General features: G+C 69.7%; 19 protein-coding genes. 8 read left to right on the top strand and 11 right to left on the bottom strand.

The window, feature by feature from the left end; translation table 11 throughout:
• Position 1 precedes the first annotated feature (1 nt).
• Together DW306_RS16785 and DW306_RS16780 are read right to left on the bottom strand one after the other, a co-directional pair.
• Entirely contained in the window at positions 2-769 is a 768-nt protein-coding gene (locus DW306_RS16785; protein ID WP_136056734.1) for a 5-oxoprolinase subunit PxpA, read from the bottom strand.
• A 4-nt stretch (positions 770-773) separates the two neighbouring features.
• A complete protein-coding gene (locus DW306_RS16780; protein ID WP_136056733.1) occupies positions 774-1,439 on the bottom strand; it encodes a TetR family transcriptional regulator in 666 nt (221 codons plus the stop codon).
• Positions 1,440-1,562: 123 nt separating this feature from the next.
• On the opposite strand from DW306_RS16780, the gene DW306_RS16775 reads away from it, so the two are divergent.
• Together DW306_RS16775 and DW306_RS16770 are read left to right on the top strand one after the other, a co-directional pair.
• Positions 1,563-2,435 (top strand): DUF1266 domain-containing protein, encoded by an 873-nt coding sequence (locus DW306_RS16775; RefSeq protein WP_136056732.1) that lies wholly within the window; start codon positions 1,563-1,565, stop codon positions 2,433-2,435.
• Entirely contained in the window at positions 2,408-3,472 is a 1,065-nt protein-coding gene (locus DW306_RS16770; RefSeq protein WP_136056731.1) for a hypothetical protein, read from the top strand. The genes DW306_RS16775 and DW306_RS16770 overlap by 28 nt, the downstream gene beginning before the upstream one ends.
• Before the next feature lie 81 nt (positions 3,473-3,553).
• Here the strand turns inward: DW306_RS16770 and DW306_RS16765 are convergent, their stop codons facing one another.
• The 5 genes from DW306_RS16765 to DW306_RS16745 form a co-directional block, all read right to left on the bottom strand.
• Complete coding sequence (locus tag DW306_RS16765) at positions 3,554-4,549, bottom strand: LacI family DNA-binding transcriptional regulator (RefSeq protein WP_136056754.1); 996 nt, start codon at positions 4,547-4,549, stop codon at positions 3,554-3,556.
• A gap of 120 nt (positions 4,550-4,669) precedes the next feature.
• Positions 4,670-6,109, bottom strand: coding sequence for a GH1 family beta-glucosidase (locus DW306_RS16760; RefSeq protein ID WP_136056730.1), 1,440 nt, complete (start codon positions 6,107-6,109; stop codon positions 4,670-4,672).
• A complete protein-coding gene (locus tag DW306_RS16755; RefSeq protein WP_136056729.1) occupies positions 6,106-6,996 on the bottom strand; it encodes a carbohydrate ABC transporter permease in 891 nt (296 codons plus the stop codon). Before DW306_RS16755 ends, DW306_RS16760 begins: the two co-directional genes overlap by 4 nt.
• Complete coding sequence (locus DW306_RS16750; RefSeq protein ID WP_136056728.1) at positions 6,993-8,045, bottom strand: sugar ABC transporter permease; 1,053 nt, start codon at positions 8,043-8,045, stop codon at positions 6,993-6,995. Before DW306_RS16750 ends, DW306_RS16755 begins: the two co-directional genes overlap by 4 nt.
• Positions 8,046-8,147: 102 nt before the next feature.
• Positions 8,148-9,455: an ABC transporter substrate-binding protein gene (locus tag DW306_RS16745; protein ID WP_136056727.1), complete on the bottom strand. Its 1,308-nt coding sequence runs from the start codon at positions 9,453-9,455 to the stop codon at positions 8,148-8,150.
• A 144-nt stretch (positions 9,456-9,599) separates the two neighbouring features.
• On the opposite strand from DW306_RS16745, the gene DW306_RS16740 reads away from it, so the two are divergent.
• The 3 genes from DW306_RS16740 to purQ all read left to right on the top strand — a co-directional run bounded on the left by DW306_RS16740 (position 9,600) and on the right by purQ (position 11,238).
• Positions 9,600-10,130 carry an adenine phosphoribosyltransferase gene (locus DW306_RS16740; protein WP_136056726.1) on the top strand — a complete coding sequence of 177 codons (531 nt, stop codon included), beginning with the start codon at positions 9,600-9,602 and terminating at the stop codon, positions 10,128-10,130.
• Between the two features lie 155 nt (positions 10,131-10,285).
• Complete coding sequence (gene purS, locus DW306_RS16735) at positions 10,286-10,534, top strand: phosphoribosylformylglycinamidine synthase subunit PurS (RefSeq protein ID WP_136056725.1); 249 nt, start codon at positions 10,286-10,288, stop codon at positions 10,532-10,534.
• Positions 10,531-11,238, top strand: a complete 708-nt coding sequence (gene purQ, locus DW306_RS16730; protein WP_136056724.1) for a phosphoribosylformylglycinamidine synthase subunit PurQ — start codon at positions 10,531-10,533, stop codon at positions 11,236-11,238. Before purS ends, purQ begins: the two co-directional genes overlap by 4 nt.
• Before the next feature lie 19 nt (positions 11,239-11,257).
• Here purQ and DW306_RS16725 read toward each other — a convergent pair whose 3' ends face one another.
• Positions 11,258-12,517 carry a hypothetical protein gene (locus tag DW306_RS16725; RefSeq protein WP_136056723.1) on the bottom strand — a complete coding sequence of 420 codons (1,260 nt, stop codon included), beginning with the start codon at positions 12,515-12,517 and terminating at the stop codon, positions 11,258-11,260.
• Positions 12,518-12,714: 197 nt separating this feature from the next.
• Here DW306_RS16725 and DW306_RS16720 point away from each other — a divergent pair, with 197 nt between their 5' ends.
• Together DW306_RS16720 and DW306_RS16715 are read left to right on the top strand one after the other, a co-directional pair.
• Positions 12,715-14,520: a glycoside hydrolase family 15 protein gene (locus tag DW306_RS16720; RefSeq protein ID WP_136056722.1), complete on the top strand. Its 1,806-nt coding sequence runs from the start codon at positions 12,715-12,717 to the stop codon at positions 14,518-14,520.
• A gap of 65 nt (positions 14,521-14,585) precedes the next feature.
• Positions 14,586-15,482: an SDR family oxidoreductase gene (locus DW306_RS16715; protein ID WP_136056721.1), complete on the top strand. Its 897-nt coding sequence runs from the start codon at positions 14,586-14,588 to the stop codon at positions 15,480-15,482.
• Positions 15,483-15,507: 25 nt separating this feature from the next.
• On the opposite strand, the gene DW306_RS16710 is transcribed toward DW306_RS16715, so the two are convergent.
• Positions 15,508-15,936 (bottom strand): DUF1761 domain-containing protein, encoded by a 429-nt coding sequence (locus DW306_RS16710; protein ID WP_136056720.1) that lies wholly within the window; start codon positions 15,934-15,936, stop codon positions 15,508-15,510.
• A 115-nt stretch (positions 15,937-16,051) separates the two neighbouring features.
• Between DW306_RS16710 and DW306_RS16705 the strand changes: the two genes are divergently transcribed.
• On the top strand, positions 16,052-17,713 hold the full coding sequence (locus tag DW306_RS16705; RefSeq protein WP_136056719.1) for a glycoside hydrolase family 13 protein: 1,662 nt from the start codon (positions 16,052-16,054) through the stop codon (positions 17,711-17,713).
• Between the two features lie 104 nt (positions 17,714-17,817).
• On the opposite strand, the gene DW306_RS16700 is transcribed toward DW306_RS16705, so the two are convergent.
• Positions 17,818-18,447 carry a superoxide dismutase gene (locus tag DW306_RS16700; protein WP_136056718.1) on the bottom strand — a complete coding sequence of 210 codons (630 nt, stop codon included), beginning with the start codon at positions 18,445-18,447 and terminating at the stop codon, positions 17,818-17,820.
• Between the two features lie 22 nt (positions 18,448-18,469).
• The gene (locus DW306_RS16695; RefSeq protein WP_136056717.1) at positions 18,470-18,958 is read right to left on the bottom strand and encodes a flavin reductase family protein; all 489 of its coding nucleotides are present in this window, start codon (positions 18,956-18,958) and stop codon (positions 18,470-18,472) included.
• Positions 18,959-19,018 lie beyond the last annotated feature (60 nt).

The raw sequence follows: 19,018 nt of genomic DNA, 5'->3' as shown, positions 1-19,018 counted from the left end.
GTCATCGCGCGCCCGTGAACGGCGCGATCGTGATGCCCGCGCCCTCGAGCATCCGCCTGGTCTCGGCCGCCATCGCCACCGCACCGGCGCTGTCGCCGTGCACGCAGATCGACTGCGCGTCGACCGGCACGTCGGTGCCGTCGATCGCCCGGATCACGCCGTCGGAGGCGAGGCGCACCATGCGCTCCGCGACCGCCGCCGGTTCGTGCAGCACGGCACCCGGTTCGGTGCGCGCGACGAGCTGTCCGTCGGGCTGATACGCGCGGTCCGCGAAGGCCTCGGCGGCGATGGCGAGACCGGCGCGCTCGGCGACGCGGAGCACCACACCTCCGGACAGACCCAGCAGCACGAGGCTCGGATCGATCGCGCGGATCGCCGCCACGACGTCTTTCGACGAGCGCTCGTCCCGCGCGATCGTGTTGTACAGCGCACCGTGCGGCTTGACGTACGCCACCCGTCCGCCGACCGCCGCAGCGAGCCCCATGAGGGCGCCGAGCTGGTATTCGACGTGCGCCTGCAGGGTGGCGGAGTCGATCTCGACCTCGATACGTCCGAAGTTCTCGTAATCGCGGTAGCCGGGGTGCGCGCCGATCACGACGCCGCTCTGCACGGCCGCGGCGAGCGTGTCGCGGATACCCTCCGGGCTCCCGGCATGGAAGCCGCACGACACGTTCGCGCTCGTGACGAGACGCAGCATGCTCTCGTCGTCGCTCACGATCCGTTCCGGGACGTTCTCGCCGAGGTCGGAGTTCAGGTCGATCGATGCCATGCGGTCACGCTCCCCCGTGGTGGATGCCCGTCGCCCGCGGACGCCGCTCGCCGTTCTGCAGACGCGCGGGTGGTGCGATCGGCGTCGTCGGCTCCGGCAGACCATACCGCCGGTGCATCCACCTCCGCGCGTCCTCCAGCGGAAAGGTCTCGCCGAAGACCGCGAACTTCACGAAGACACCCTCGAGCGTGCTCCGCAGCATGATCTCCTCGAGCTCGGGGTCGTCGGCGCCACGCGCGCGGAACAGGTCGCGCACGGCATCCTCCGCCGCCGAGGCCGCCGCTTCGTGCCGGGCCTCGGACTCCGCGAACAGGCGATGCGTGGCGGGCTGCTGCTGCATCGCGAGGACGGCCCTCTGCAGTGGGAGGGCGTAGGCGGTGGCGGTGAGCGCACCGTCGATCACGGCGGCGAGCGCCTCATCCGGTGTGCCATCGACACGGGCGAAACCGAGCACGGTCTCGAACCATCGGTCGATGACAGCCGCGACCAGCTGGTCCTTGCCGCCGAAGTGGTAGTTCACGAGCCCCTGGGCGGCGCCGGCGCGCTGCGTGATCGCGGCGATGCTGGAGCCGGCGACCCCGCGTTCGCTGAACACCTCGATCGCCGCGTGCAGCAGCGCCTCCCGTGCGCGCTCCCGCGCGAGGCGATTCCGTTCGTCGGAGCGTGCCATGCGGCATCCACCTCCTGCGTTGCGATCCGGCCTTCCGAAATCCTCCCCGTACCGTATAGATTACTCACTGAATGTTCGTTCAATCTATGGACGGCGGCGGATTCCCCTCTCCCAGGAGCAGCAATGCACTCTCTCGCGCGCGTCGACTTCAACGACCTCGGCTCGATCGTCGGCTGGCTCATCGAGCAGTGGTGGGTGTGGGTGATCGTGGGCGTCGTCGTGCTGTTCTTCGTCGTCGTCTGGCTGCTGCCCGACGCCAAGGTGAAGCCGTCGGAGCAGTTCTCCACCACGGATGCCGAGGCGAACGAGATCGCGCTGGGGTTCCTGCAGATCACGAACCTCCCGTCGGGCCCCTGGAACGACCCGACCGCCTCCGGTCTGGGCGCCCGTGAGAAGTCCGTGCTCGTCGACCAGTGGGGCGTGCACTCGCGCCAGGACTGGCTCGACAACATCGAGCGCCTCACCACCGACCGTCGGCGACGCCAGATGTGGACGCTCTACCTCGCCGTCCGCGCCGGCCTCGCCGAGCGTCTCGGACGCACACCCAAGGCCAAGGAATGGCTCGCGGCCATCGCCGAGGAGGGCGGTGACAAGCGCGATGCGCGCTCGTTCGTCACGGCGATCGAGTACATCGAGTCCGAGGTGCGCAAGCGCGTCGGCAAAGACATCGTCGCCCCGGGCCTCTTCGTGAAGACGCTCGACGGCTACGCCATCGGGCAGGCCGTCGCGATGACCACCTGGGGCGTCGCGCTCGGTCACGGCGACGTCGCCGAGGCCCGCACGATCATCCATCGGATCAACGCCGATGCCCGTCCCGACTTCGCCTCGTGGGCGGACTTCGGGCTGAGCTACATCGCCGGTCGGGTCATGCACTGGAGCGACGGCAACGTCGACGAGAAGTCGTTCGAGAAGTTCGGCGACGGCTGGTCGGACTTCAAGGCCGCCGCGACCGAGAAGCGCAACGGCCCGTGGGCGACGCTGTCATGGAGCCGCTGACCGTCGACCTGGAACCGCTGCGACGCAGCGCCGGATTCCGCGACATCCTCGCCTACGAGCGCCTCTGCCGCATACCGCCGCACCGCCGCTTCATGGCGATCCTCCTCGCCGTGCTGCTGTTCGCCGCGGCGATGCTGGCGGGGCTGTGGTTCCTCGGCCGCACCGACATCCTCGCCGTGGCGCCCATCCTCGGGGTGTTCGTCGTCGGCTACACCGTGCTCGCAGCGGTCGGCTTCCTCTGGTACTCGATCGGACTGAGCAGACGCGTGAAGATCGCCGCGTTCGCCTGGCAGAACGGGTGGGCGTACGCCGACACCCTCGAGCACACCCGGCGGCCGGGCACCGCCTTCGCCCGGGTGCTGCGCGGACAGGAGCGTGCGGTCGTGGCATCCGACGACGAGCGGATGCCGTTCGAACTCGGCATCCATCACTCGGTGTCGCGCGGGCAGGAGCGCGCGACGGTCCAGCGTCCGTTCGCGTTCATCGAGCTCCCGCTGCCGGCATCCGTGCCGCACATCGTGCTCGCGAACAAGCGGCGCAGCATCATCCCGACGCTGGGACTCGGGCGGGGAGCGGCGCGGATGGACCTGGAGGGCGAGTTCGCCTCGGCCTTCCGGCTCATCGTACCCGAGGGCTACCAGCAGGATGCGCTGTACATCTTCACGCCCGACCTGATGGCCCGGGTGCTCGACCTCGGCTCCGGTGCCGAGATCGAGCTCGTCTCCGACCGGCTCTTCGTCTATCTGCCGGGCAGCACCCGGTTCGATAGGGCGGAGACCATGGCTGCGACGATCACTCTCGCCGAGGAGTTCCACCGCCGCTTCGCCGCACGCACCCAGCTCTACCGCGACGACGATGCCGGTGAGATCGCCGCGCGGGCGGGCGTCTCGGTCGGGCTCCGCGGGCAGCGACTCGGCGGCCGCGGCATCTCGATCCTCGCCGTCGCGGGCACGGCGGGAGTGCTGCTGCTGTCGGCCGGCGTGACGGCGTTCTCGCTGTTCGGCGGCGGCATCCTGCGCACGCTCGGCTCCGGCTGAGCCCCACAGACCCACGGCTGTGTCCCTGGCCCGGAGGGGGCGCCAGGGCCACAGCCGTGTTCACCTCCTCGGTGCCGCCCGCTACGCCGAGGCCCGCACCACCAGCTCGGTCGGCAGGATCGTAGTGTGCGCCGGGTCCTCTCCAGCCAGCCTCGCCAGGAGCACGCCAGCCATGGCCTCGCCCTGCCGGTACATCGGCTGCCGCATCGTCGTGAGCTGCGGATCGGTCGACACCGCGACCGAGGAGTCGTCGAATCCGACGAGGGCCACATCCTCCGGCACGCGCAGCCCCGCCGATCGCAACGCCGTGAGGGCTCCCCTGGCCATGAGGTCGCTCGCGACGAACACGGCATCCGGCGTGCCGACGGAGAGGATGCGGCGCATCGCCTCGGCCCCGCTGCCCTCGCTGTAGTCGCCGGCCTCCTCCGCGAAGGGCTGCAGCCCGGCATCCGCGAGAACGCTCCGGAACCCCTGCATGCGGTCGATCGACGACACCATGGTCGGCGTGCCGGAGATGGTCGCGATGCGCGTGCGACCGATGTCGACCAGACGGCGGGTGGCGGTCTTCGCTCCCGCGACGTTGTCGACGTCGACGACGTAGTCCGCCTCGCGCCGGCGCACCGGACGCCCGCCGTAGACGACCGGCACGGCATCCGCGATGCGGTCGATGAACGCGTCACTGGTGTGGTGCGAGACGATCAGCGCGCCGTCGACGCCGCCGTTGCGCACGAAGCTCGTCATCTTGTCGCCCGGGTCGTCGCTGGCGATGAGCAGGTTGAGGAGGTAGTCAGAGGCGCCGAGCTTGCCGGTGATGCCCGCGACGATCGCGGCGAAGAACGGGTCGCCGAAGAACCGGTTCGTGTCTTCGGGCACGATGAGCGCGATCGCATGCGTCTGCCGCGAGGCGAGTGAGCGCGCGGCGCGGTTGGGCACGTAGTTCAGCTCGTCGATGGCGGCCCGCACGGCGGCCAGGGCCTCGGGGCTCACCGCCGTCGACCCGTTCACGACACGCGAGACCGTCGACCGGGACACCCCGGCGGCGGACGCCACCTCTTCGATGGTCGCTCGGGGCGACATCATCGTGCGCACTCTTCCATCGCCCTATTCTGTCTGATCGGCCCCGAGCCCCGTTCGAATCGCTCGACTGGTCGCTTTTCCGGCCCGGAGGCGACCATTCGCGCGATTCGAACGGCCGGGTCAGAGACTGCGAGCCGCGATGATGCGGGCGTACTCCCGGCCCGAGTCCTTGAGGCTCCGCTCCTGGGTGTCGTAGTCGACGCGCACGATGCCGAAGCGCTTGTCGTAGCCCCAGGCCCATTCGAAGTTGTCGAACAGCGACCAGTAGAAGTAGCCGCGCACGTCGACCCCGGCATCCACGGCATCCAGCACGGCTCCGAGGTGCAGGCGCAGGAACTCCGTGCGCTCGGCGTCGTGCACACGCGTCTCGCCGCCCTCGACCACGGCGACGTCGTCGTACGCGGCCCCGTTCTCGGTCATCGAGAGCACGGTCCCGGCCGGCTCCGCGTACTCGGTCCAGACCCGCTGCAGCAGGCGGGTCAGCCCCTCGGGCTGCACCTCCCAGTTCTGCGCGGTGCGCGGGAGCCCGCGTTCGACGGAGTGGATGCCGTCGCTCGAGGGGTACGGGCTGCGGGTGGTGCGCTCGGTCGCCGGCCCTCCGGAGACCGGCGGATCCGCCGGCGCCTCGCCCGCGACGAGGTCGCCGTGGTAGTAGTTCACGCCCTGCGTGTCGATGTGCTGCGCGATCGTCTCGAGGTCGCCCTCGTGGATCGCGGACTCGAACCGTGCCACGGCATCCGCGTCCACCGCCCGGATGTCCTCGACGATGTCGGCCGGGTACGCGCCGCGGTAGATCGGATCGAGGAACCAGCGGTTGAACTGTCCGTCGACGCGGCGCGCGGCATCGACATCCGCCGGGTTCCGCGGGTCGGCGGGATCGGCGACCGTGTGGTTGAGCGTGATCCCGAGGTTGAGCGACGCGTCGCGGCTGCGCAGTTCGCGCACGGTCGCGCCGTGCGCGAGCAGCAGGTGGTGCGAGGCCAGCAGCCCCTCGGCCACGCTCGTGTGCCCCGGTGCGTGCTCGCCTCCGGTGTAGGAGAGGAACGACGAGCACCACGGCTCGTTCAGAGTGGTCCACACGTTCACCCGGTCGCCGAGCGCGTCGTGCATGGTGCCGGCGTACTCGAGGAACCGGTCGACGGTGTCGCGGTTCGCCCAGCCCCCGGCATCCTGCAGCGCCTGCGGCATATCCCAGTGGTAGAGCGTCAGCCAGGGCAGGATGCCGGCGCCGAGCAGCTCGTCGACCAGGCGCTCGTAGAAGTCGACGCCCTGCGCATTGACCGCGCCGCCGTCGGGCCGCACGCGCGACCACGAGGTCGAGAAGCGGTACGTCTGCAGCCCGAGATCCTTCATGAGCGCGACGTCGTCGGCGTACCGGTGGTAGTGGTCGCACGCGACGTCGCCGTTGTCGCCGCCGATCACGGCACCGGGAACCCGCGAGAACGCGTCCCAGATCGACGCGGTGCGCCCGTCCTCGAATGCGGCCCCCTCGATCTGATACGCCGCAGTCGCGGCACCGAAGAGGAAGTTCTGAGGGAAGGCACGGGTCACAGACGTCATCCTTTCACCGCGCCGGCCATGATGCCACTGACCAGCTGGCGCCCGGCGACCACGAAGAGCACGAGCAGCGGCAGCGTCGCGAGCACGGCACCGGTGAGCACGATGGAGTAGTCGATGTAGTACCCGGACTGCAGCTGGCTGAGGGCCGTCTGCAGCGTGGGGTTGGAGGGCGACAGCACGATGAGCGGCCACAGGTAGTCGGTCCACGCGGTCATGAAGGTGAAGAGTCCGAGGATCGCCATCGCCGGACGCGCGGCCGGGATGCCGACGGTCAGGAACGTGCGGAACTGGTTCGCGCCGTCCATCCGCGCGGCTTCGATCAGCTCGTCGGGGATGACGTCGACGAGGTACTGGCGCATGAAGAACACCCCGAACGCCGTCACCAGCGTCGGCACGATGACCGCGCCGATCGACCCGGTCCAGCCGAGCTCGCGCATGAGCATGAACAGCGGGATGATCCCCAGCTGTGTGGGGATGGCCATGGTCGCGATCACGAAGATCATCAGACCTTCCCGGCCCTTGAAGCGCAGCTTCGCGAAGGCGTAGCCCGCGAGCGTGGAGAAGGTCACCACCGAGATCGTGATGATGCCCGAGATGAGGAACGAGTTGCCCAGCGCCAGCCAGAACGGGATGGCGTCGAACACCTTGGCCGCGTTCGTGAGGAAGTTCCCTCCGGGCACCAGCGGCAGCGTCTCGCCGCGGGTGGCGTTGGTGCCGCTCGCGACGACGACCGACCACCACAGCGGGTAGACGCTGCCGATGATGAACGCGGCGAGCAGGCCGTACGTGAGGAAGCCGGGGCGGCTGCCGATTCCCGCGTTGCCGCCCGTCGCGGGGCGACGGCGACGGATCCTCTCCGGCACGCTGAGAGCCTGGGTGGCGGTCATCGCGCGTCCTCCTTGGTCGAGTTCCGTCGGGTCGAGCGGGCGCGACGGCGAGCGGCGCGGGTGGTCGGATCGCTGCCGGTGGCGATGCGCCGGGAGATCAGGAAGTTGATCACGCCGATGCCCACGATGAGCAGGAAGAGCAGGATGGCGACGGCGGATGCCTCACCGAGGTTCCGCCGGAAGAAGGCGAGCTCCCAGAGGAACAGCACCGTGGTCTGGAACTGGCGGTCGCTGCCGCCGATGCCGCCGGCGGTCGACACGTCGAACAGCCGCGGTTCGGCGAACACCTGCAGCCCGCCGATCGTCGCGGTGATGATGACGAAGATCAGCGTCGGGCGGATCGTGGGGATCGTGATCGAGAAGAAGCGTCGAGCGGCGCCGGCCCCGTCGAGGGCGGCGGACTCGTACAGATCCCGCGGCACGGCCTGCATCGCCGCGAGCAGGATGAGGGCGTTGTAGCCGGTCCAGCGGAAGTTCACCATGACGGCGATCGCGATGTGCGACAGGGCCGTGTTGTGCTTCCATTCCTGGTCGGCGATGCCGATGAGGTTGAGCAGGTTGTTGGCGAGACCGTCGGCCTCGTTGAAGATGCTCGAGAAGATGATCGCGACCGCCACCGGGGTGACCACGAACGGGATGAGCACGCTCATGCGCCAGAAGGTGGGGGCGCGAAGGCCCCGGTCGAGGAGATACGCGATCACCAGCGCGACCGCCAGCTGCGGGATCGCCGACAGCAGGAAGATGCTCAGCGTGTTGCCGATCGAGTTCCAGAACATCGCGTCGCCGAGGATCTCGACGAAGTTGCCGACGCCGACGAATTCCCCCTCGCCCTTCAGCAGGTCCCATTCGTGCACCGCGACCCAGACGGTGTACAGCAGCGGGAACAGGCCGACCAGCCCGAAGAGCAGGAAGAACGGCGAGATGTAGAGGTACGGCGAGGCATTCTGGTCGAACCGGGAGAGCCGGTGGCGCCATGGCCGTTTCGATGCGGCATCCGTCTTCGGCGGCGGAGCGGATGCCGTGGCCGCGCGCTCTTCGGTGAGAGTCATGAGTCTTCCTTGTCTAGGCGTGCGATCGCGGTCCCGGTCGCAGTTCCTGTCGCTCGAAGGGCTTGGCAACGACAGGAACTGCGACCGGAAGAGGAAGACGGCTCAGTCGACCAGGTCCTTGAGCAGTGTCATGGCCTGATCCCAGGCGCCCTGGGTGTCGGTCTCACCGCGGTCGAGGCTGCTGAGCGCCGGTCCGAAGACGTTCTCCTGGATGACCGAGTCGTCGGCGCCCTTGAACTGCGCCACCACGCCCTTGGCACGCTCGGCGAGGATCGCACCGGTGGGAGCGTCGTTGAAGAACGCGTTCGGCGTCGCCTCCGAGGCGAGCGTCTCCTGCGCCTTCACCGTGGAGGGGAAGTTGCCCGCCGCGGCGGACTGCTTCACCTGCTGCTCGGGCTGCGTCAGCCAGTCGGCGAGCTCGGCGGCCGCCTCCTGGTGCTGCGAGCTCTCCGGGATCGACAGGAACGCGCCACCCCAGTTGGCCGCCCCTCCCGGGAACACATCGGCGAAGTCCCAGCCGGTCGCGGCATCGCCGCCGCCGGCCTCGACCTGCCCCTGCACGACACCGAGCATCCAGCCCGGGCAGACGAAGGTCGCGAAGGTGCCGTCGACGAACGACTTGCCGCCGTTCCAGTCCCACGCGGTCTGCGCGGCGGACTGGCCGCCCTCGGTCGCGGCCCCGAGCAGCTCGAAGCGCTCCTTGAGCTCGGCGTTGCCCTCGACGTTCACCTCGCCGTCGGCGGTGTAGTACCCCTCGTCGAGCTGGTTGACCATGGCGTTCCAGACGAAGCCGGAGTGGTCGTACCAGGCCTTGCCGGTCTTCTCGGTGTACTCGGCGCCGACGGCGAAGTAGTTCTCCCAGTCGCCGTCCAGCAGCTCGGCGACGGACTCGCGGTCGCTCGGCAGGCCGGCAGCCTCGAACGCGGCGCCGTTGTAGCAGATGCCGCTGGGACCGATGTCGGTGCCGTAGCCGATGACGCGGCCCTCGGCATCCGTCGCCTGTCCGTACTTCCAGTCGACCCAGTCGTCCTTGCGGTCTTCGATGCCGAAGTCGCGCAGGTCGACGAAGGTGTCGGAGACGTCCATGACAGCGCCGAGCCAGCCCTCCTCGATGGCGACGATGTCGCTGAGGCCGGAGCCGGCGGCGATCTTCGTGAAGGCGTCGGTGCGGGCGTTGCCGCCGGTGTCGATGTTGGTCGCCTCGATCGTGACGTTCGGGTGGGCCTTCTCGTATTCCTTGTAGAGGTCCTCGTAGCCGAAGGTGCCGAAGGTGGTGACGGTCAGCGTGACGTCCTCGTCGCCGCCGCCTTCTGCGGCGCCGGTGCTGCCGGAGCATCCGGCCAGGGCGAGGGCGGAGACGGATGCCACGGCGGCAGTCGCCAGGATCCGGTTGCGGGCACGTGTGTTCACGGTTCACTCCTTTGTGTGCGGGTCGTGCGATGTGGTGCATGTAGTGCGTCGGGAAGCCGTGGGAGCGCTCCCACGAACTGAGACGTCACTCTATGGGAGCGCTCCCACGAATGTCAAGCGCGGCAGAGCGAGTAGCCTTGCCCGGTGCCCGAAGCCCCGCTCTCCCCCGCCCTCGTCCGCGCCGCCTCGCTGATCCGCAGCATCCCGGACTACCCCGAACCCGGCATCGTCTTCCGCGACATCACCCCGCTGCTCGCCGACGCCGAAGCCCTCCGCGTCACGACCGAGGCCATCATCGAGCCCTTCGCCGGGCAGTTCGACGTGGTCGCCGGCATCGAGGCGCGCGGGTTCATCCTGGCCGGAGCAGCCGCCATCGCGGCCGGCGTCGGCCTGATCCCGATCCGCAAGGCCGGCAAGCTACCGCGCCCCGCGGCATCCGTCGACTACGCCCTCGAGTACGGCACCGCGACCATCGAGATGCACGACGATCTGCCCGCCGGCTCCCGCGTGCTGCTCATCGACGACGTCCTCGCCACCGGCGGCACGCTCGCCGCCGGGCGCGAGCTCGTCGAACGCCTCGGCAGCCACGTCGCCGGCATCTCGGTGCTGTTCGAGATCGACGGCCTCGGCGGACGCGCGGCCATCGGCGACCTGCACACCGTCTTCCACGCCTGAGTCGCGCTCCCTCCCCCGCTGCGCGCCGAGACCCCGGGTTAGCGTCGAAACCCCCACCTCGCACCGCCCGTAGGCCGGGGTCTCGACGACAAGCCGGGGTCTCGGCGAAGAGTAGACTGAGGATGCCCGTCCGCCCGCGACTTCCGGAGCCATTCATGCCCACCATCGTCGTCGACGTCATGCCCAAGTCTGAACTGCTCGACCCGCAGGGGAAGGCCGTCTCGGGAGCATTCGCCCGCCTCGGCGTCGAGGGCTTCAGCGATGTCCGCATCGGCAAGCGCTTCGAGCTCACCGTCGAGGGCGAGGTCACCGACGAGCTGCTCGCCGAGGCCAAGCGCGTCGCCGACGAGGTGCTCTCCAACTCCGTGATCGAAGACGTCGTGGGCGTCGAGGTCGTCGAATGACCGTGCGCATCGGCGTCGTCACCTTCCCCGGCTCGCTCGACGACCGCGACGCGCAGCGCGCCGTGCGCATCGCCGGCGCCGAGCCTGTCGCCCTGTGGCACGGCTCGCACGACCTCGAGGGCGTCGACGCCCTCGTGCTCCCCGGCGGCTTCAGCTACGGCGACTACCTGCGCGCGGGAGCCATCGCCGCGCTGTCGCCGATCATGGCGGAGGTGAAGGATGCCGCAGCCAAGGGCATGCCGATCCTCGGCATCTGCAACGGATTCCAGATGCTCGTCGAGGCGCACCTGCTGCCCGGCGGCCTGATCCGCAACGACCACCAGCACTTCGTGCGTCGCGACCAGAAGCTCGTCGTCGAGAACTCCGACACCGCCTGGACGAACGCCTTCCGCACGGGCCAGGAGATCGTCATCCCGCTGAAGAACGGCGACGGCGGCTACATCGCCGACGAGTCGACGCTCGACCGCCTCGAGGGCGAAGGCCTGGTCGCGTTCCGCTACGCCGGGGTGAACCCGAACGGCTCGCTGCGCGACATCGCCGGTCTCACGAACGAGGCAGGCAACGTCGTGGGACTCATGCCGCACCCCGAGCACTCGGTCGAGCCCGGGTTCGGCCCCGACACCGCCGTCGCGATGCGCAGCGGCATCGACGGGCTCTCCTTCTTCACGAGCGCGGTCGCCGCCGTCGCGCGCGTCGCAGCCTGACCCCCGCCCGGTCTACGACTCAGTCGACCGGCAGGCGGAACGGGTTGTCCCCGGCCGCCGCCAGCAGGTACCAGGCGGTCGTGCCCGAGTGCAGACTCGCGTAGTACAGGTCGCCGAACCCGGAGTCCAGGCCGTCGTTCGACGTCGCGACGATGCCCTTGCCGTCGCCGTTCGGGGCGTCGAGCTGTGCCTGCCGGATGCTGCTCAGCAGCTCTTCCGCATGCTCGGCGTCGCCGGGGGCGTCGCGCAGCTCGAGCGCGAGCGCCAGGTGGCCGCCGCCCTCGAACCACGCCTTCGACACGTCGACGTCGCTGATCGACGGCCCCGTGTACGGTCCGTCGGTCGCGATGAGGTGAGCGAGCGTCCAGTCCAGTGCAGCGCCGTAACGGGCGTCACCGGTGGCGAGCGCGCTCCACGTCTGGGCATCCAGCGGGATCGGATGGGTGTTGACCGTCGAGCCGTCGAGGAGGGTGCCGGTGTCGACGTGGCCGTCGGCGCTCTGCATCGCCGCGACGAAGCCCGCGGCGACGGAGGCCCGCTCCGCCCAGACCGGGTCGCCGGTGAGCTCGGCCAGCTGCGTGAAGAACCCGGCCAGATCGCTGTTGTGCTCGGTGGACTTCCACACGAGCGAGGTTCCGTCGTCGGTCTGGCCGCCCGTGTAGCCGAAGGGGGCGCGCGCCATGTCGGCCGTGTTCGCCTGCACCCACTCGCCGATGCGCAGCGCGCCGTCGAGGTACTTCTGCTCACCGGTCGCGTGGAACAGGCGCGTGAGCGCCATCCCCACCCACGCCTGGTTGCCGGTGAAGGTGCCGGGGCCGGTGATCTCCACGCGTCCCTGTCGGATGCCGTGCGGCTCGTACGACGTGCGGACGCGGCCGTCGCCGATCGGGTCCTCGTCCTGCACGAACAGCAGGGTGTCGCCGATCGTCTGCGCGCGGCGGAGGTCGTCCGGCAGCCCGCGGGCGGTGTAGGCGATGACCACCAGCGCGTCGTCGTAGACGAACGAGGGCGTGAAGTCCCAGCTCGGCGTCGTGAAGAATCCGCCCTGATAGCTGCGCGGAAGGCAGCGGTCCGCGTCGTCGCAGAACTCGTCGACGCGGGCATCCAGGAACTCGTACGCCAGCGCGACGGACTGTGCGGCATCGACGGTCTCGGGCACGGGTTCCTCCCCTGGCGAGCCGACATCCGAGGCGGCGGGCGCCGTCCCGGCGAACACGGCCGCGGCGACGAGCGCGGCGATGATCGCCCAAGGCGCCGATCGGCGCGGAGAACCGGTCATGGAAAGCCTTCGATCGGAAGTGTCGAGTCGCGGGGTGACGGCCAGGGGCCGCCCCTGGAGCCTTTCATGCGGGAAAGTCATCGGAGTAGTGGCGAAGGTCTAGGGTTTCCTTCTCCTTCGGGCGTGCGCGTATAACACCGCGAGCGGAACCGTCAAGGCTTTTGCCCGACGGTGACCGCTCGGCGCACGATGAGGGCATGCCCCCCGTTCGCTCCGATCGCCCGCTCGCCTCGTACGCGCCGATCGGCGACGGGCGCACGGTCGCACTGATCGGGCTCGACGGGAGCATCGACTGGCTTCCGCTGCCGGAGCTGACGGATCTGCCCGTCTTCGCGCGGCTGCTCGACGAGGACACCGGCGGATGCCTGGAGCTCCAGCCGACGGCGGAGTTCCAGAGCGAACGCCGATACATCCCGGGCACGAACGTCCTCGAGACGACCTTCCGCACGGATGCCGGAAGCGTGCGCGTCACCGATGCCCTCGTCTCCGGCATCGCCGGTCGGCTGCCGTGGGCAGAGCTCGCCCGGCGGGTCGACGGCATCGACGGCGAGGTGCCGATGCGGTGGCGCGTGCACCCGGGGTCGTCGCTGCAGACCGCTGCGCCGTGGATGGAGAGCACCCCGCACGGCACCGTGATCCGCAGCGGTGCGACGGCGTTCGTCGTGGTCGGCTTCGACCACGGCCCGAAGCGACCTGACCCCGACGGCGCGACCGGGCCGCTGCTCGACGGAGCCTTCACGACCTCTCCGGGCTCCCGGCACCTGCTGGCGCTGGCGTCGACCCATGATGAGCCGCTGCACTTCCCCGATCCCCGCAACGTCGACGACGGCGTCGACCGGACCGTGCAGAACTGGCAGCACTGGTCGTCGGTCTTCTCCTACGAGGGACCGTGGGAGAAGCACGTGCAGCGCAGCGCCCTCGCCCTGAAGCTGCTGATCCACAGCCCGACGGGAGCCATCGCCGCGGCCGCGACCACGTCGCTCCCGGAGCGCGCGGAGGGCGGCAAGAACTGGGACTACCGCCACGCATGGGTGCGCGATCTCGCGTACAGCACGCACGCGCTGGTGCGATTCGGACTGCGCGAGGAGACCCACGCCGCGCTTTCCTGGCTGCTGCGCACGATCCGCGACCAGGGCCCGGAGCTGCACGTCATGTACACGCTCGACGGCGATCTCGTTCCCGAGCCGACGGAGTACGACGTGCCGGGCTGGCGCGGAATCGGACCGGTGGTGACCGGGAATCCCGCCAGCGGCCAGTTGCAGCTGGGAGTGTACGGCGACCTCCTCGCGATCTGCCGCACCTACGTCGACGCGGGCAACATCCTCGACGCAGGCACGGCCCGTCTGCTGGCCGACATGGCGGATCGCACCTGCGATCTGTGGCGCAATCCGGACTCCGGCATGTGGGAGCTCGCCGAGCTGCGCCACTACACGTCCTCGAAGATGGGCTGCTGGAAGGCGCTCGACGACGCGGTCGCACTCGCGGATGCCGGGATCATCCCGGGCAGCGCCGAACGCTGGAGCGCGGAGCGCGACCGCATCCGTCGCTGGATCGACGAGAACTGCTGGTCCGCGGAACGCCGTGCCTACGTGTTCTTCGCCGGCACCGACGAGCTCGACGCCTCGGTGCTCCTGCACGCCCCGAGCGGCTTCGACCGGGGCGAGCGCATGTCGTCGACGATCGACGCCCTCACCGACGACGTCGGCACCGGGTCGCTCATGTACCGGTACACGGGTGCGGGCGCCGAGGAGAAGACCTTCGTCGCCTGCGCGTTCTGGCGGGTGGAGGCTCTGGCGTGCGTGGGCCGGCACGAGGAGGCACTCGCGCTGATGGATGATCTCGTCGGTCTCGCCAACGACGTCGGCATCTACGCCGAGATGATCGACGCCGATGACGGATCCGCCTGGGGCAACACCCCTCAGGCTCTGAGCCATCTCGCCTTCCTGTCCGCCGCGATGACGATCCGCGACATCGTCCCCGAAGACCTGCTCGGCGCGCGATGAGCGCCGCACCGACCCCCCGACCGCCCACAAGGAACCGCCCACAAGGAACAAGGAGAGGACAGCTCATGTCCCGTGACCAGTACACCTTCGTCAACCCCGCCGAGCTCTACTCGGACATCGAGCCCGAGAAGCAGCACATGCCCGAGCCCGGGCTCGACGCCGACCTCGCCCCGAAGGCCGACCTCGGCGAGGAGAGCTACCGCGGCAGCGACCGCCTCAAGGGGCGCAAGGCCCTCATCACCGGCGGCGACTCCGGCATCGGCGCCGCCACGGCGATCGCCTTCGCCCGCGAGGGCGCCGACGTCGCCCTGTCCTACCTGCCGGAAGAGGAGGAGGACGCGGCCCGGATCGCCGGCATCCTCCGCGAGGCCGGAGCGAACGTCGCCACCCTCCCCGGCGACCTCCGCGACCCCGAATACTGCCGGTCCCTCGTCGCGGATGCCGTCGCTGCACTGGGCGGCCTCGACATCCTCGTCAACAACGGCGGCAAGCAGATCTACCAGGAGTCGCTGACCGACATCACCGACGAGCAGTTCGACGACACCTTCAAGACCAACGTCTACGCGATGTTCTGGATCACGAAGGCCGCTCTGCCGCACCTGCCCGCCGGGTCGACGATCATCAACACCACGTCGATCCAGGCATATGCGCCGTCGGGCATACTCGTCGACTACGCCTCCACGAAGGCGACCATCAACGCCTTCACGAAGGGCCTGGCCGACCAGCTCGCCCCGAAGGGCATCCGCGTGAACGCCGTCGCCCCCGGGCCGATCTGGACCCCGCTGCAGCCCAGCGACGGTCAGCCGCAGGAGAAGCTCCCGGAGTTCGGCGAGGACACTCCGCTCGGACGCATGGGACAGCCCGCCGAGCTCGCCCCCGCCTACGTCTTCCTGGCGTCGGCCGAGTCGAGCTACGTCATCGGCGAGACCCTCAACGTGAACGGCGGCATGCCGACTCCCTGATCGGGCCCTCGGTCCGCCCGCGCTCCTAACCGAGCGCGGGCGGCCAGACGCCGATCAGCACGGCCATGACGAGTACGGTCACCAGTTCGTGCGCGATGTTGAGCGTCGTCAGCCTCGTCGAGCGGCCCTCGAAGGCGTCGTGCGTGATGAACCGCGCCGCGGTGAATCCGGCCCACAGCGTCACGCCCGTGACGATCGTGCCCCAGAAGAACGGTCCGCCGTAGAAGTGCCAGGCGATCGACGAGGCCCCCGCGAGCACCCAGGCGGTGATGAAGCTCACGATGACGGTGGTGATGATGGGCCAGGCCGCCGTCGCCGCCGGTCGGTCCATGTCGACGTTCGCGAGCTTCGCCCACCGTGTGCCGAACACCTTCGGGGTGTACCAGATCGCGCCGACGAGCATGCTCGACGCCGTGGCCAGCAGAACCGCCCAGTAGTTGATCTCGGGAACCATCATTGCCTCCTCGAATCGGATGCCGTCAGGCTACTCCCCGCGGTCGCCCGGGCAGGGTCCGTCCGCCGATCGAACCGATTCGATTCCTGCGCTGGCGGGCCTGTAGCCTGGTCCCATGGCACAGCTCGAGCAGATCGCAGCCCCCGGTTCCGAGTGGTGGCGCAGCGCCGTCATCTATCAGATCTACCCCCGTTCCTTCGCCGACGCCTCGGGCGACGGCATCGGCGATCTCCCGGGCATCACCGCGCGGTTGGACTCTCTGAAAGACCTCGGCGTCGACGCGATCTGGCTGAGCCCCTTCATGACCAGCCCTCAGCGCGACGCCGGCTACGACGTTGCCGACTACCGCGACGTCGATCCGCTGTTCGGCACCCTCGCCGACTTCGACGAGATGCTCGCCGAGGCCCATGCCCGCGGCATCCGGGTGGTCGTCGACCTGGTTCCGAACCACTCCTCCGCTCAGCACGCCTGGTTCCAGGCCGCCCTCAAGGCGGCACCGGGCAGCCCCGAGCGCGCGCGGTACATCTTCCGCGACGGCAAGGGGAAGAACGGCGAGCTGCCCCCGAACAACTGGGAGTCCGTGTTCGGCGGCGGCATGTGGGAGCGCATCACCGAAGCCGACGGCACCCCCGGCCAGTGGTACCTGCACATCTTCGACCCCACGCAGCCCGACTTCGACTGGAGCAACGAAGAGGTGCGCGAGGAGTTCCGCTCGATCCTGCGCTTCTGGCTCGACCGTGGCGTCGACGGCTTCCGCGTGGACGTCGCCCACGGCATGATCAAGGCCGACGGACTGCCCGACTACACGCCGCCGGCCGACGCCGACTCGATGGGCGGCGCCGAGGCGAACGTGCCGTACTGGGGGCAGGACGCCGTGCACGACATCTACCGCGACTGGCACGAGGTGCTCGCCGCGTACGACGGCGACCGCGCGCTGTGCGGCGAGGCCTGGCTGCCCACGCTCAAGAAGACCGCGCTGTGGGTGCGTCATGACGAGATGCACCAGACGTTCAACTTCCCGTACCTGCAGACGGCGTGGGACGCGAAGGCGCTCGGCGACGTCATCCGCGAGTCGCTCGACGCCTTCGGCGAGGTCGGCGCCCCCAGCACCTGGGTGCTGTCGAACCACGACGTCGTGCGACACGCGACCCGCCTCGCGCTGACGGCCGACAACCCGCAGGGCGAGGGCATCGGCCCGAACACGCCCGACAAGCCGGATGCCGCGATCGGTCTCGCCCGCGCTCGCGCGGCGACGACGCTGATGCTCGCTCTCCCCGGGTCTTCGTACCTGTATCAGGGCGAGGAGCTCGGCCTTCCCGAGGCGATGGAGATCCCCGACGCGTTCCGCCAGGATCCGACCTGGTTCCGCACGAACGGTGAGCGCTACGGACGGGACGGATGCCGCGTGCCGCTGCCCTGGACCGCCGAGGGCCCGGCTTTCGGGTTCAACGACACGGGTGCCTCGTGGCTGCCCCAGCCCGCGTCGTGGGCGAGCTACGCCCGCGACGTCGAAGAGGCCGACCCCACCTCGACCCTGTCGCTCTACAAGCAGCTGCTGGCCACCCGGTGCGAGCACGGCTTCGGCAGCGGCTCACTCGTCTGGGAAGACGCGGGGGCGGATGCCGTGGCCTTCCGCCGCGGCGACGTGCACGTCATGGCGAACCTCGGCACCGCCCCGCTCAAGCTGCCGGCCGGCGCGCAGGTCGTGCTGTCGAGCCAGCCGCTCGACGGCACGACGCTGCCCGTCGACACGGCCGTCTGGTACACGAAGGGCTGATCGGGCGCCCGAACTTCTGCGGCCGATGGCAACTTCTGCGGCCGATCCGGGCCGTTCAGGCCGCAGAAGTTCGGACTGGCCGCAGAAGTTCGAGCCCGCTCAGGTCACGACGCGACGATGAGCCCCGCCGTCGCGGTGCGTGCCGCAGCCAGACGCGCCTGCACGTCGGGCCAGTTCACGAGGTTCCAGAACGCCTTGACGTAGTCGGCGCGCACGTTGAGGTAGTCGAGGTAGTAGGCGTGCTCCCACACGTCGAGCTGCAGCAGCGGCGTGACGCCGAGCGGGGCGTTGCCCTGCTGGTCGAAGAGCTGGAAGATGACCGGTCGCGCACCGACGCTGTCCCAGGCGAGCACGGCCCAGCCCGACCCCTGCACACCGAGCGCGGTGGCGGTGAAGTGGGCGCGGAACGCGTCGATCGATCCGAAGGCGTCGACGAGCGCGGCCTCGAGCTCGCCCTCCGGAGCGCCGCCGCCCTCGGGCGAGAGGTTCTGCCAGAACACCGAGTGGTTGATGTGGCCGCCGAGGTTGAAGGCGAGGTCCTTCTCGAGCTTGTTCACGTTCGCGAGGTCCCCGGCGCTGCGGGCGGTCGCGAGCTGCTCGAGCGCGGTGTTCGCGCCCGTCACGTAGGCCTGGTGGTGCTTGGAGTGGTGCAGCTCCATGATCTTGCCGGAGATGTGCGGCTCGAGCGCCGCGTAGTCGTAGGGCAGCTCGGGGAGAGTGTAGAGAGCAGACATGGCGTCCTTTCAGAGGGGGTTTCTACGGAAGCGGGTGGAAGCGGCGGTCGAGGTAGACGAGGGGACGACCGGGGGTTCCGGGAAGCACCTCGAGCACCTCGGCGATGACCACGGTCGACGAGCCGACCGGCACGGTCTGGATGGGCCGGCAGCGCAGGGCGACGCGGGCCGCGGCGAGATGCGGCTCACCGGTCGGCAGGGTCCGCCACCCCTGGGCCGGGGTGAAGCGCTCGCTGCCGCTGACGGCGAAGGTCTCCGCGAGGGCGGAGTGATCGTCGTCGATGAGGTGCACGACGAAGGAGTCGGCCGCGAGGATCGCACCCGCGCTGCCGGTGGCCCTCGTCACCGAGAAGGCGATCGCTGCGGGGTCGACCGCGACCGAGGAGACGCTCGAGGCCGTGAGCCCGACCGGGCCGTCGGGTCCGGCCGCCGTGATGATCGCGACGCCCGCGGGGTGTGCGCGGAACGCGGCCTTCAGCCCCTCGCCGACCTCGCTGGGGAGCGGGTTCATGCGTGGGCTCCCTGGGGAGGGAGGGCGGCGATGATCGGGTGGTCGAACGGGTAGACGCCG

It is taken from the genome of Microbacterium sp. K24 (assembly GCF_004794465.1).
In the GTDB taxonomy this organism is placed as follows: Bacteria; Actinomycetota; Actinomycetes; order Actinomycetales; family Microbacteriaceae; genus Microbacterium.
Note: the sequence above shows the minus strand (reverse complement) of the source record. Positions and strands in the feature narration are given on the sequence as shown.